Annotated in this window: 14 protein-coding genes and 3 tRNA genes; 11 read left to right on the top strand and 6 right to left on the bottom strand. The window is 51.9% G+C overall.

Going from position 1 to position 13004, the window contains the following annotated elements; genetic code table 11:
• The first annotated feature begins 245 nt into the window (after window positions 1-245).
• Window positions 246-719: a metal-dependent hydrolase gene (locus tag ACZOWY_RS03995; protein WP_484393202.1), complete on the top strand. Its 474-nt coding sequence runs from the start codon at window positions 246-248 to the stop codon at window positions 717-719.
• Between the two features lie 215 nt (window positions 720-934).
• Window positions 935-1816 (top strand): prolipoprotein diacylglyceryl transferase, encoded by an 882-nt coding sequence (lgt, locus tag ACZOWY_RS03990; RefSeq protein ID WP_484393201.1) that lies wholly within the window; start codon window positions 935-937, stop codon window positions 1814-1816.
• 84 nt (window positions 1817-1900) lie between these two features.
• Here the strand turns inward: lgt and ACZOWY_RS03985 are convergent, their stop codons facing one another.
• The 5 genes from ACZOWY_RS03985 to ACZOWY_RS03965 all read right to left on the bottom strand — a co-directional run bounded on the left by ACZOWY_RS03985 (window position 1901) and on the right by ACZOWY_RS03965 (window position 7123).
• Entirely contained in the window at window positions 1901-2725 is an 825-nt protein-coding gene (locus ACZOWY_RS03985; RefSeq protein ID WP_484393200.1) for a hypothetical protein, read from the bottom strand.
• Between the two features lie 204 nt (window positions 2726-2929).
• Window positions 2930-4303, bottom strand: a complete 1374-nt coding sequence (dcuC, locus tag ACZOWY_RS03980; RefSeq protein ID WP_484393197.1) for a C4-dicarboxylate transporter DcuC — start codon at window positions 4301-4303, stop codon at window positions 2930-2932.
• Window positions 4304-4319: 16 nt separating this feature from the next.
• Window positions 4320-5447: a M20/M25/M40 family metallo-hydrolase gene (locus tag ACZOWY_RS03975; protein ID WP_484393193.1), complete on the bottom strand. Its 1128-nt coding sequence runs from the start codon at window positions 5445-5447 to the stop codon at window positions 4320-4322.
• A 110-nt stretch (window positions 5448-5557) separates the two neighbouring features.
• Window positions 5558-6274 carry a pentapeptide repeat-containing protein gene (locus tag ACZOWY_RS03970; protein ID WP_484393189.1) on the bottom strand — a complete coding sequence of 239 codons (717 nt, stop codon included), beginning with the start codon at window positions 6272-6274 and terminating at the stop codon, window positions 5558-5560.
• A gap of 153 nt (window positions 6275-6427) precedes the next feature.
• Window positions 6428-7123 carry an HAD family hydrolase gene (locus ACZOWY_RS03965; protein ID WP_484393186.1) on the bottom strand — a complete coding sequence of 232 codons (696 nt, stop codon included), beginning with the start codon at window positions 7121-7123 and terminating at the stop codon, window positions 6428-6430.
• 197 nt (window positions 7124-7320) lie between these two features.
• Between ACZOWY_RS03965 and ACZOWY_RS03960 the strand changes: the two genes are divergently transcribed.
• The 4 genes from ACZOWY_RS03960 (at window position 7321) to ACZOWY_RS03945 (ending at window position 9317) form a co-directional block, all read left to right on the top strand.
• Window positions 7321-7725, top strand: a complete 405-nt coding sequence (locus ACZOWY_RS03960) for a DUF190 domain-containing protein (protein ID WP_484393183.1) — start codon at window positions 7321-7323, stop codon at window positions 7723-7725.
• Window positions 7726-7810: 85 nt separating this feature from the next.
• Window positions 7811-8320, top strand: coding sequence for a hypothetical protein (locus ACZOWY_RS03955; protein WP_484393181.1), 510 nt, complete (start codon window positions 7811-7813; stop codon window positions 8318-8320).
• A gap of 61 nt (window positions 8321-8381) precedes the next feature.
• Window positions 8382-8816, top strand: coding sequence for a hypothetical protein (locus tag ACZOWY_RS03950; protein WP_484393179.1), 435 nt, complete (start codon window positions 8382-8384; stop codon window positions 8814-8816).
• Window positions 8817-8873: 57 nt separating this feature from the next.
• A complete protein-coding gene (locus tag ACZOWY_RS03945) occupies window positions 8874-9317 on the top strand; it encodes a universal stress protein (RefSeq protein WP_484393178.1) in 444 nt (147 codons plus the stop codon).
• A gap of 156 nt (window positions 9318-9473) precedes the next feature.
• Here the strand turns inward: ACZOWY_RS03945 and ACZOWY_RS03940 are convergent, their stop codons facing one another.
• Window positions 9474-10424 (bottom strand): magnesium transporter CorA family protein, encoded by a 951-nt coding sequence (locus ACZOWY_RS03940; RefSeq protein ID WP_484393177.1) that lies wholly within the window; start codon window positions 10422-10424, stop codon window positions 9474-9476.
• A gap of 292 nt (window positions 10425-10716) precedes the next feature.
• Between ACZOWY_RS03940 and sdaAB the strand changes: the two genes are divergently transcribed.
• The 5 genes from sdaAB to ACZOWY_RS03915 all read left to right on the top strand — a co-directional run bounded on the left by sdaAB (window position 10717) and on the right by ACZOWY_RS03915 (window position 12687).
• Complete coding sequence (gene sdaAB, locus ACZOWY_RS03935) at window positions 10717-11382, top strand: L-serine ammonia-lyase, iron-sulfur-dependent subunit beta (RefSeq protein WP_484393173.1); 666 nt, start codon at window positions 10717-10719, stop codon at window positions 11380-11382.
• 88 nt (window positions 11383-11470) lie between these two features.
• A complete protein-coding gene (gene sdaAA / locus ACZOWY_RS03930; protein WP_484393171.1) occupies window positions 11471-12379 on the top strand; it encodes an L-serine ammonia-lyase, iron-sulfur-dependent, subunit alpha in 909 nt (302 codons plus the stop codon).
• Window positions 12380-12436: 57 nt separating this feature from the next.
• Window positions 12437-12512: transfer RNA gene (locus ACZOWY_RS03925), tRNA-His, on the top strand.
• Between the two features lie 16 nt (window positions 12513-12528).
• Window positions 12529-12604: transfer RNA gene (locus ACZOWY_RS03920), tRNA-Gln, on the top strand.
• Window positions 12605-12611: 7 nt separating this feature from the next.
• Window positions 12612-12687, top strand: a tRNA-Lys gene (locus tag ACZOWY_RS03915).
• The last annotated feature ends 317 nt before the right edge of the window (window positions 12688-13004 follow it).

Genomic DNA, 13004 nt, shown 5'->3' with positions numbered 1-13004 from the left:
AAGTGTCTGCAAAACAATTTTAGCGCATTTTGAAAGGCAAAACAAGATAAGAGCAGAAGCAAAATGTTTGTTTTGCCATATGTGTAAAGTGTACGAATTCCCATCAGCATTTTTTAGCTCTTTTCGCTTTTCTTTTTAAAGAAACTGTGTTACAATAAATTCGAACATTTGTTTCAAAACAACTTGAGGGAAGAGCTGGTTCCGGAGAACAGAATCAGGGAAACGCAACGGAAAGGAAATAAACCGTGACCGGAGTATCGCACAGCATCGTCACCTTTGCCACACTGTATGTAGCGACACATAACGTATTCATCGCCGGCAGCGCCATGCTGGGCAGCCTGTTTCCGGACAAGTCCGAAGGCTTGTTCTGGCAGTCCGCCCACCGCTCCTGCTCCCACTGGTTCGTTCTGTATGTAGCGGCGCTGGCCTTTTTCTGGACGCCGGACGCGCTTACTGCGACGGGGATGCAGTTGTGGCAGGCGGGAATCTTGTCCATGATGCGCCGATTCCTTTTCTGGTTCGCCGCCGGAGGCTTGTTCCATATATTGGAAGATGCAATCTGTGGCCCGATCCCGGTGCTGTATCCGACGAAACGGATAACCGTGCTGCCCCGCCTGTTCAAGGTAGGCTCGGTGGGAGAATGTCTCTTTGTCATAGCGTATTGCGCGGTTCTGTATTTGATTGCAGGAAAATTCAATGCGGTACGTGTGATGTTATAATCAGGATGCATCAGGTTTTTTTACACATAATAATTTTCGGGATTTCAAACTAACAGAGATTATCCATGCTATAATATAACAAAGGAAAATATATTATATTAGTTTCTCTTGTAAGAATGTACCGCCATTCTTATCAACAGATAGAAGAAGCTGTTAATTTTTCATGAGGAACATCTTATTTTTTACACTGACACCATCAGATCGGAGACAACACTATGCACCAATATTTATTTCATATAGGCGACTTCCCCATACGCATGTATGGGCTGATGCTTACCCTTGCGATTTTTATGGCCACCGGCACGGCGTATTTTCTGGCGCGGCAGGACGGACGCTGGCACGAGCACGTGCTGGATATTGGCATTTACGGTGGCTTTGCCGGGCTCATCGGCGCCCGCCTGTGGGATGTTTTTTTCTTTGACTGGAGTTATTATCAGGATCACCTGCTGGAGATTCCCTTTGTGTGGCAGGGCGGCATGGCAGTGCAGGGCGGCATGCTGGGCGGACTGGTTACCGGCATTGTCTACTGCAAGCTGCACAAGATTGACTGGCTGGCGCTGGCGGATATCGTCTGCCCGGCCATGATTTTAGGGCAGGCGGTAGGGCGTATGGCCAACCTGCTGAACGGCGATGCCTTTGGCGCGCCTACCGGCGGGGACTTCGGCATCATTTACCCGGAAGGGACCCTGGCCCGCGCTACGTACGGAACCCAGCCTCTGTGGCCCGCGGAAGTGTGGGAAGGCCAGCTGGACGTGGTGGTCTTTGCACTGCTGCTGGTGTTCCGCGCCTTTCCCCATGCCAAGGGGCAGGCCCTGTGCCTGTACGGGTTTTTATATTCGCTGGAACGTTTCTGTCTGGAATTTCTGCGGGGTGATTACGCGGAACCCTGGCTTCTCGGCCTGACCAGCGCCCAGGCTACCAGCGCCGGTTTCATGCTGGTATGCCTCGCGTTCTTCCTGTACTTCGGATATCTGGCGAAAAATGACCCGGCCCGCGTGATGCTGCCGGGCAGCGCGGCGGAACCGGGACAGGTTGCGGCAGGAAGTGAAACGGATAAGGAAACACCCAGGCAAGGAAAGACCGCAAAGAAAAAGTAAGGAATAAAAACGAATAAGCGTGCAGGGATTGAACAAAACACGTACGGTTTTGTGAAACCCTGCACGCTTACTTTTTTTACACCATTACCATTTCGGTGGGAAGTAACGGCTTTCCAGTTTATTTTCAGCCGATGTGATGACCCAGCCCCGGCCCGGTACGACTTGCAGGTTTGCGATGCCTTTGAAAACCTGTACGATGTTGGTTTCCGGAGTGGAATCTTTCGCAGTCAGTGTGTACTCGATGGCGGTCATGTCAGGGCCGTCGGCCACGTTCACCGCATCCGTGATCACGCTGCTCACCGTGGTGGTGAATCCGTTACAGAAGGTGCCGAAATCGCCGAAGGCGTTTTTATAGCTGTCGCCTAAAAAGCTCCAGGCCCGCCGCATTTCTTTGTTGGTGATGCACTCATGGTAATCCATCAGAACTGCCCGGGCGGTTTCCCGGGACCCCAGCACTTCACGGCTCAGCCGTTTCCCGGTTCCACTGTCCAGTCTCCAGGAGCCGTTTATTCGTTTCATAATGGTGGAACATTCAAAGGTCTGCACCACAATCTGCCGGTCGTTTTCCCAATCTTCCGCTTTCAGCAGGTAAAACACTTCCAGTGTGTCGGGGTCCCGCTGCAACTGACGGATGTTGCTGGGACGGCTGGTGATTGTGGTCTTGTAGCCCTGTACAAAATTTTCATAGCTCCTGAAACTGTTTTTATAATCTTCGGTCAGTATGTCCCAGGCCAGCCCCGGCTCCCCGTCGGTTATTTTGTGATGGAAATATTCCAGCGTTGCGGCGGGGCTCATCCCCGGAGGGAAGGTGTTGGACGGAGGTAAACCGCCGTACGGATTGGCGGAGGCCGGCAGGCAGCAGGTAAATGCAAGAACCATTGTCAGTACAAGTAAAAGAATTTTTTTCATGGGGAGCGCTCCTTTCAAAATGAATTCTTTTATACCATTTAACTGTTCAATAGAATTATATCACGGGTACAATTTTTAAAACAGAATCTGTTCCACAATTTTTACAGAATATAAAAAGCCGTTACTATCATCACAATGCTTCGAAGCGGATCGGAAACGTGATAACAAGTAACGGCTTTATAGTATTCTGTTACTGATTTGAAATTATCCGCGATAATAATAGAAGAAAGTCATGGCCACGTTGACGATCATGGCGCCGCACATGGGAATGAAGGTGCGTTTGATCAGGTCAAAGGGCGATACGTTGCCCATGCCGGACGCCACTACGATTACGGCGGTGATGGGAGAGCAGGTACGGGCGATGGAAGCCGCGAAGTGCATCGGCAGCAGAAACAGCACCGGTGCGATGCCGCTGGCTTTGGCTACCGCCGGGGTCAGGGCGGCAAAGGCGAAGAAGGGCGCGTTGCCGGAACCCATTACGATAGAAGATATCGCAATGATCGCAACCATGACGACCATCATCATCATGGGGGAGAAGCCTGCGCTCTGGCTGCCCTTAATCAGGGTGTTGATGACGCCCATGCTCATTAAGCCCTGGGCAAAGACCTGACCGGCTACGATCAGGGTCACCACGTTGGCCATCTGCATGCCCATGCCGTCGAAGAAGGCCTGCACGCCGTCGAAAACGGTCTTCAGGTTGCGGGTGCGGATGAATTCCGCGATCATACCTACGGCCAGACCGATCATCATGGCGTTGATGATGTTGACTTTGATCCAGGTGATCCACAGGGGGCTGAAGCTCAAAATCAAAGCCAGTGGAACGATAGGAAGCAGTGCGTAAATGGCTGGCGCGTTGTCTGCCGGGTCGTCGGATTTGGCGTGGTCCACATCCATGGGAACCACAACGTGCCCGTCCCGTTTGTCCAGATATTTCTGGGAGAAGAAGAACAGGGTGCCCACCACGAAGAACGCTACGATAACGATGGGAACCTGGTAGTTGGTCCAGTAGATAACGGGATCCAGCCCTGCGGTTTCTGCGGACAGGATCGTACCGGTGTCGCTGGGACTCCAGTCAAAGCAGAGGGTGGAAGCGACCGCGGCGGTGGCAGCCAGACGGCTAACACCCAGGCCGACCAGGATGGGGAATACCGTAACCATCAGCAGCATGGCCAGGCCGGACGCGGAGTTGATGCACAGGCCGATGCACAGGCCCAGTACCCAGCTCAGAGATAATACCAGATACGGCGATTTCAGTTTCAGTAAAGGTTTGATGGTCATACGGACCAGCGCCCGGGATGCGCCGATCTTATCCATGTACTTGGCAAATGCGCCCACGCACATGATGTTCAGGCCCAGTTTGGCCGCCCGGGAAGAAAGGGTCTGGCTCATGAAATGGAACGTATCGAACAGGATGGAACCGGTGCTGGCTTTGGGCGCCAGAATCTGCCCGTAGCCGAAGATGACGGCGGTGTACATGAGGATGAAACCGCCGATGACCAGAACCGGCTGGGGTTTGTATTTTTTATAAATCAGGTACGCAACCCAGAATGTAATTAAAAATGAGATAACTAATGCCATTAGGGAAACCTCCAGTTTACTGTTTTGCTGCCAGGCAGAGGATGTCCAGTGCCCACTGGCAGGTCATATATAAATCGTCTTCCAGCAGAATTTCATCAACGGTGTGGACATTGGTCATGCCGGTGCCCAATACGGTACAGGGAATGCCGAAGCCGTTGAAGTGGCTGCTGTCGCTGCCGCCGCCGGTGGCGGTGATGTCTACGTTGAGCCCCAGGTTTTCTGCCGCTTTGGCTGCCAGCTGGATTACCTGGCTGTCTTTATCCAGGCAGTACGGCTTATAGGAAGGTTTCACTTCCACGTCGACCGGCACGCCGGCTTTTTCTCCGCCTTTTTTGTAAGCTGCCACAATATCGGCTGTCAGTTTTTCCAGCTTTTCCGGATTGCGGCTGCGGCAGTCCATGGCAATTTCTACCAGGTCCGGTACGATGTTGGTAGCGGAACCGCCGTGGATGATGCCGATGTTGCAGGTGGTTTCCTCATCAATGCGGCTGGTGGGAACGTCCATTAAAATCTCCGCCGCTTTCTTAATGGCGTTGATGCCTTTTTCCGGGGCTACGCCTCCGTGGGCGGTCTTCCCGTGGACCTTGGCAAAAATTTTATTCTGCCCGGGGGCCGCGAAGATGATCTTGCCGGGGCGTCCGCTGGAATCCAGTGCGTACCCGATATCGGAATGCAGCAGAGACCTGTCCAGATTTTTTGCACCGGCGCAGCCCTGCTCCTCGCTGACAGAGAAAACGACCTGGATATCCCCGTGGGGCAGGTTTTGCTCTTTCAGGCAGCGCAGGGCTTCCAGAATGGCGACAACGCCGCCTTTATCGTCGCCGCCTAAGATGGTGGTGCCGTCGGATTTGATGACGCCGTCTTCAATATGCGGTTTAATGCCGGCGCAGGGATTGACGCAGTCCATGTGGGCGTTCAGCAGGATGCGGGGCGCGCCCGCAACATTGCCTTTAAAATCCGCAACCAGGTTGCCGGCGGTACCGTTTAAGGCTTTGGCCGACTGCATGTCTTCCGTAACCTTGCCGCCTAATTCTTCCAGCCGTTTTTTCAACAGGTCGGCTACTTCCCGTTCGCCCAGAGAGGGGCAGGGGATTTGAATCAGTTCGAAAAATTCATCTAATACTCTTTGCTTGTTGATGGTCAATGTAATGATCCTCCTATGTCAGTGTGTTAAATTCCCCTCATAAAATAAAAGCAGGATGTCAGATTTCCCCTCATCCATCACGATGTAATCTGCTGCCGGTTCCCGCTGATTCAGAATTCAGCTTTTTCTTTAAAGGCGGTGCCCCATACTGTATTTTTCAGTACGGCGCCTTTCAGGTTGGCCTTATCCAGCATGGCGTTTTCAAACACTGCTTCTGTAAAATCGCCGTTGGCTAAGCGGGCTTTCCCCAGTTTGGCACTGGAAAAGTTTGTGCGTTGTGCCTTGATGCCGCTGCCGTTGATTTCGTACAGGTTGGCTCCGGTAAGGATGCTGTCTGACAGGTCGGCCTCGAACATCCAGCTGTAGGAAAAGTTGGCAAAGGTCAAATCGGTTCTGCGCAGATCCGCTTTATCAAACGTGGCTTCCTGAAATATTCCGTTGCAGGCTGTCAGGCCTGTCAGCGTGGCGCCGCGGAAGTCGGTCCGGAAAAAGTTACCGCCGGTCAGGTCGGCATTCTCCATAACGGCATGGCCGAAATAGGCATACGGTGCTTCCGCGTTCTGCAGATTGGCATCCGTCAGCCTCGCTTCCGAAAAGGAGGCCCGCTTCAGATTGCAACCCTGCAGGTTGGCCTTGTCCAGGACGGTGCGCTCCAGCCTGGCTCCCTTCAGGTTTGCAGATTGAAGGTCTGCACCTGTCAGATCCAGTCCTGTCAGATCGGCGCCGCTTAAATCAGCATGGCGTAAATCCGCGTTGGGGCAGTTCTGCCCACTGCGTATGGCAGCCACATCGGCGGCGCTGTATGCTTCCGCCGCAGGCTGGATCATACAGGCTGTAAGGAATGAAACGGTTATGGCAGAAAAAAATAATGTAGCGTTTTTCATATATGCCTTTCTTCACAACATGCGTTGGTGATGCGGACAACTCCCGTCATCCGCAGGTTATGTTTGCTGAAACTTGTTTTCGCAGCGGAACGTTCCTTATGCTTCGCTGATTTCTTTCACAAATTCCGCCGGGTCGTCGGGAAGCTGTTCCCAAATCTTCCAGGGCTGGCAGTCGGCAAAATCTGCCGGTTTAAATTCACTGCCGGTCAGGACGATGATACAGCGGGCCCCGATGGCCGCGGCACATTTTGCATCGCTGGGAGTATCGCCGATCATGATGATCTGGGACGGATCCTTTACCAGCCCGTCCACCAGCAGGCGGGTGTATAAAATTTTGGACAGTTCGTTCCGGTCTTCAGACAGATCGCCGTACGCGCTGTGCCGGAAGTCAAAGTACTGCGGGATGCCGTATTCCGTCAGTTTTTCCCTGGCGGCGTTCGCGGTGTTGCCGGTTAACAGCAGGTTGGTGATCTCCGGCACATTGCCGCCGATGTATTGCAGCGTTTTTTCTACGTTGGGCATCAGCCGGCCTTTGTGCTGCTTCAGGTTTTGCTTCAGGTACATTTCGTATTTTAACAGTAAGGAAGCAGCCCAGCCGCTGGTACAATGGCCTTTGATATCCGTAACGATCTCCTTGATGATGGACGAATCGGTACAGCCTGCCAGTGTATGTTTGAACACATATGGCTCTTTTCTGTAAAAATAATCGCAGATGGCTTCCTGCAGCGCGTCGTAGCCTGCACGGTTGGTCAGTAATAAAGTGCCGTCAATATCCCAGGCCAGGTATAACATAAATGTTCCTCCGCTTATGTGCAGTTTACTTTAGTTATATGTATCACCATATAATTTTACTCTATCGGCCGGTATAATGCAAATAAATACTTTCATGCAGGCACGTAAAATGATATAATTATATAAACAGCAACGTGTATTTGTTGTCATGCGCCTTATGGGCAATGAGATTTTCAGACCGGAACGAGGAGAAATATATGAAATTTGTCAAGCTTTATGAATTGAAGATTTTTACTGCGGAAGATGTACTGTGCGGCGATGAGCCCTTTTACAAGGCGCTGTTTAAAGAAGCGCGGCGTCTCGGTCTGGGCGGCGGTACGATGATCCGGGCCGACGCGGGCTTTGGAAGGCAGGTCCGGGGCAACGACGGACGGGCCGTTCCTTACTTTTTCAGCGGGAGCTATAACCTGCCGCTGATCATTGAACTGGTGGATACAAAGGAAAAGCTGGCAACCCTGTATCCGTTCCTGGAAAAAAATGGCGAGAAACATTTCATGGCGGTGATCGTGCCGCTGACGGCGCTGCATACGAAATATGTGGAAGAAAACGGCGCAAAGCTCGACCGGGTGCCGTTGCCTTTAATGGACGAGCCGGACTGCTGAGGGGGATTCCTTGCCAAGTGCAGAGGCATAGTATATAATTGGAACGGAGACAGAAAAAAGCGTTTTTGCGTTTGTAATGTTTGCAATGATGGAGGGAAGAAACATGGCGGAAGAAACGAAAGAGAAAATCACGGTAATTGATGATAAAGACCGGGAGGAAGAAGCGCTTTCCCTGTGCAAATGGGCGGCTGCCCGGGCCGGCGTCATCGTGGTGGTTCCCGGACTGGGAACGCTTTCCACGGTAGCCAATGATATTTATATGATTATGAAGATCGGTTCCGTATATGAAGAAAAGATTACGGAAAAAGCAGCGGTAAGCCTGCTGGGTTCCATGGGTACGGTATTTGCCGGTGGCAAGCTGGCAACGCTGATCCCCTTTGCCCCGCTGCAGATCCCGCTGGCCATAGGCATGACCTATGGGCTGGGGCGCGTGGTGATGGAATGGATCAAGGCCGGTAAGCCGAAGGATATGAGCGCCTTCAAGAAAGTCTATGATGATGCCGTAAAATACGCAAAGGAAAATATCGATATCTTTAAGAACGACCCGGACAAGGATAAACCCCTGGGCGATGAAAAAAAGAAATTTGATGTATGACGTGCGTATGGTTTCTGTTAATAATCAGCTGTAAAGATACAGCGTTTGGAGGTTTTGTAATTTGAATTTCGAAGTGTTCCTGTTCTTGTTGTTTATGTCGTTTGTCAGCTTTGCAGTGGGCGTTATCGTGTGGGTGGCGGTGGTCCGCTTCTTCGGCAGGGGAACCCAGACCGCAAAAGTATTGAGCTGGGTTTTGATCCCTGTACTGGTTATGGCCTACAATTTCCTGATCATAACCGCAGGGAAGTGGCGGTATCTGGTCGGCTTCCTGCCGATCGCGCTGATCATCGGGTACGCGCTGTACTACCGGTTCGGCAATCACGGTACCTATATTGAACCCCAGGCGAAACCGGAATCGGATTTCCAGCGTCGTGAAAGTGCCAAGTCGAGACGTATCCGCGAAGCGCGGGAAAAGCGGGCGGCAGAGCGCGAGCAGCGGAGGCATGGCAAACCGAAAGAGAAAATGAACAACGCCGGGGAAAATGTTCCGAAGTAAAAGTTTCGTTTCAGGCGGCGCTGCCTGATACACAGAAAAAAGAAAGAAGGGAGCTACATGTTTAAAAAAATCGTTGTACCTGTTGACGGTTCGGAAAGCGCCTGGCGCGCACTGGAACAGGCTGCTGTCCTGGCAGGGAAGTTTGACGGGGAACTGCTGGTCATGACGGTCATCCAGCCCTATAATAATGCGGCGCTGCTGGCGGTCCCGCTGGATCACAATATCATCAGCCAGAGCAATGCGGATCTTGAAGAAGTGGGAAAAGAAATACTGGCCCGTGCGCGGGAAAAAGTGGCAGAAGACGGTTTTACCGGGAAGGCTGATTACCGGATCGAACTGGGGCATCCTTCCGAACGGATCCTGTCCATTGCCAAAGCGGAAAAAGCAGATGCCATCGTCCTGGGAAGCCGAGGCCTTTCCGGTATCGCGGAATTTTTCCTGGGAAGCGTCAGCACCAAGATCTCCCAGTATGCCAACATCCCGGTTTTGATTGTAAAATAATGAAGCCTGCGCGGGGATAATAAATTTTCAAAGTGTCCGCGTCGTTGTGGAGAAAATTTGTGAGGACACGGTACGTTGCAGGAAAAATGAAAACAGCAAAAAATAAAAGGCAGCGCCCCATGTTTGGGGAACTGCCTTTTTCTTTATCCGTTCGTTTCAGAACATATGCTTTTTCCACAACCAGAAACCGGCCAGCAGGCTGACCACGCAGGCCATTGCGACAACGATGTAGAAACCGTTGGCAAACTCTGCAAAAGGTACCGGTACGTTCATGCCCCACAGGCCGGAAATAAAGGTGGGGATGGCCAGGATGATGGTGACCGAAGCCAGAAAACGCATCACCAGGTTCAGGTTATTGCTGATGATGGAAGCGAACACTTCCATCATGCTTTGCAGAATGTGGCTGTACATCTCAACCATTTCGATGGCCTGCTTGTATTCGACGATTACGTCGTCCAGCAGGTCTTCGTCTTCTTCATACAGCTTGATCAGCTGTTGTGTCTGGGCCGTGGTGCGCAGCCGCAGTAGTTTTTCCGTTACCATGTAGTTGCTGCGCAGGGACGTGGTAAAATAGGTCAGGGATTTCTGCAGGTCCAGCATGCTGAACAGTTTGGAATTTTCCATGGCCTGGCGCAGGTGCTGTTCCAAGTCATCCGTACGCCGTATGATGTTACGGATATATTTCAGATATAACGTAGCGGATTTATACAGGATCTGGAACAGGAACCGGGTCTTCTTGTACGTGCTGAACGTTTTGTACGTGCCGGCATTGAACCCGGAGGTGACGGCATTGCTTTCCAGACAGACGGTCACGATCACGTCTTTTGTGACAATGATGCCTAACGGCATCGTGTCATAATCTTTATTGCTGCGGAAAAAAGGAATGTCGATGACGACCAGGAGCTGCTCTTCGTCAATTTCCGTACGGGCTTTTTCTTCCCGGTCCAGAGCAGCCGTTAAAAAGTCCCGGGAAATCTGGGTGGCGTTGGCGATCTCGTCGATTTCTTCATCCGAGGGCGCGACGATATCGATCCAACAGCCTTTTTCCATATCTTCGATGTCGAATTCATCCACACCGGTGTTGGAGCTTTTTAAAACTTTGTACATGACCTGTTCCTCCTTTCCTGCGTGATTTCATGATTCGCCATTACGGATTACAGCGGTACTCTTCTGCAGACTGTAAGATTTAACCCGTAAGCCACGGGACCAGTAATGGCAAATCATGGAAACACTTTCCCTTATAATTAATTCATTATATACGATAAATAAAAAAAATTCTACCCCCTGTAGTGTTTATGCTATAATTATTCATGCAACTTGTGGTTGTCGGCATGTTACGGACGCATGGAAACCGTGTAGTCTGTTCCTGTGGTGTTACATGGTTACGGAGAAAGAAAATATGAATCTTTTTGATATTATAGGCCCTGTCATGATCGGGCCCAGCAGCTCGCATACGGCGGGAGCCTGCCGGCTGGGACTGCTGGCCGCCGGGATTCTGGGGGAGAGGCCGCAGAAAGCGGAAATCCTGCTGCACGGATCCTTTGCCCATACGTATAAAGGACATGGAACGGACCGGGCCCTGGTTGCGGGACTGATGGGCTGGCAACCCGATGATGCGCGCATTCCTGACGCCCTGAATCTGGCAAAGAAAGCAGGACTGGATTTTTCGTTTGTTCCGGGGGATCTGGGTACGATGGCGCATCCGAATTCTGTTCTGTTCCGGCTGACCGGAAAAGACGGAAATACCTGTGAAGTGACCGGGGCATCCATCGGCGGCGGCCAGATCATGGTCACCAATGTAGACGGCTTCCCGGTAGAACTGACCGGCGTGCTGCCGGCGCTGTTTGTGCCGCACCGGGATGAGCCCGGCGTAGTTGCGCTGGTGAGCACCATTCTGGCACAAAAACAGATCAACATTGCTTCGATGCGTGTGTTCCGCGAAGGAAAAGGGGAAACGGCGACCATGGTCATCGAATGCGATCAGGCAGTGCCGGCCGCAGTTGTCCGGCATCTGGAAGAGCTGGGACCGGTGAAGCTGGTACGGTTTGTGGATAAGGTGTCATAAAAAAACGGGGCTGCGTGTATTGGTTCGTATCCGTGCGTTGCAGTTGTAAAAACAAGTAGTATAGCAGGAGTTACCGGAAAGGGAGCTTATGAAACAGGATAAACTGGCGTGGGCGCAGCTGGTCCGCGAAGCGGAAGCAAAGCAGCTTCCATTGACAGAATATTTGCTGGAACGGAGCGCAGCGCAGCTGGAAACAGATAAAGGATCCGTTCTGGCAAAACTGGAATCTATGCTGCAGGTCATGGAGGAAGCGGTCGCCTTCGGGCTGACAGGGGTGAAATCCAACAGCGGCCTGACAGGAGGATCGGCTAAAAAGTTAAAAGAATATATCGAAACGGCAGAAACAGATACGCAACGAAGACCGGACTTACTGGGAGCCGTAGCCGGTTCGGCCGTGACGTACGCGCTGGCCGCGGCAGAAGCCAATGCAGCCATGGGCCGTATCGTTGCGGTGCCTACCGCCGGTGCCAGCGGAATTTTGCCGGGGGTGCTGCTGTCGCTGAAAGAGAACTGCGGCGTGCCCGGAAAGAAATTGGTGGAGGGACTTCTGGTGGCCGGCGTAATCGGGGAAGTCATCGCCAACCGTGCTTCCATCGCCGGCGCTACCGGAGGCTGCCAGGCGGAATGCGGCAGCGGCGCGGCGATGGCAGCGGGCGCGGTGGTCCATATTTTTGGCGGAAATGGGAAGCAGATTGGCGATGCGGTTTCCATCGTTTTTAAAAATATGCTGGGACTGGTGTGCGACCCGGTTGCGGGCCTGGTGGAGGTGCCCTGCATCAAACGCAACGCGGGAAGCGTAGTGCAGTGCCTGCTGGCCGCGGAACTGGCATTGGCCGGGGTAGGCAGTTTCATTCCGGCGGATGAAGCAATCGACGCCATGGACAAGGTGGGACGTTCCCTGCCCGGCAGGCTTCGGGAAACGGCGGAAGGCGGTCTGGCTGTTACGCCGACGGCAAAAGCCTGGACAGAAGAATATTTTAAAGGGATTCGAGGTTGACAGCTTCGTAACCCTGTGTTATAATAACTTCCGTCATTAAGCTATGTTGATGACATGGTGGGTATGGTGAAGCGGTTAACACGGCGGATTGTGGCTCCGTTACGCGCAGGTTCAAATCCTGTTACCCACCCCAATTTTTATTTAAACGTTGGGGTGTAGCCAAGTCGGTAAGGCACAGGACTTTGACTCCTGTATGCGTAGGTTCGAGCCCTGCCACCCCAGCCAGTTTTATGGTCCATTAGCTCAGTTGGCAGAGCACCTGACTTTTAATCAGGGTGTCCCGCGTTCGAGTCGCGGATGGATCACCAGAAAAAATAACTCCCGTTCTAAACGAGCGGGAGTTTTTTTATTTGATGTTGTCCAAGCGAAGTCTACTAAATTTCGCGGCTAAGTCTACCTAAAAGTAGACTTAGCGGTACTATTGACGATGTTCTGGATGAGGTGCTGAACGATGCTTAAAATCGTACCATCGCATCGGTTTAAAAAGGATTTGAAGGCAGCGCATAAGCACAGTTTTATATTGCAGATGACGTAAAACACGTAAAAAATAAAAATTATGTGATTATAATCACGTTTTTGTTAAAAATTATGTGATTTTGCGTTGACGCACCACTTCCCTGGCACT

The organism is Succiniclasticum sp., from assembly GCF_056977735.1.
This window is presented reverse-complemented; position numbering and strand designations above follow the sequence as displayed.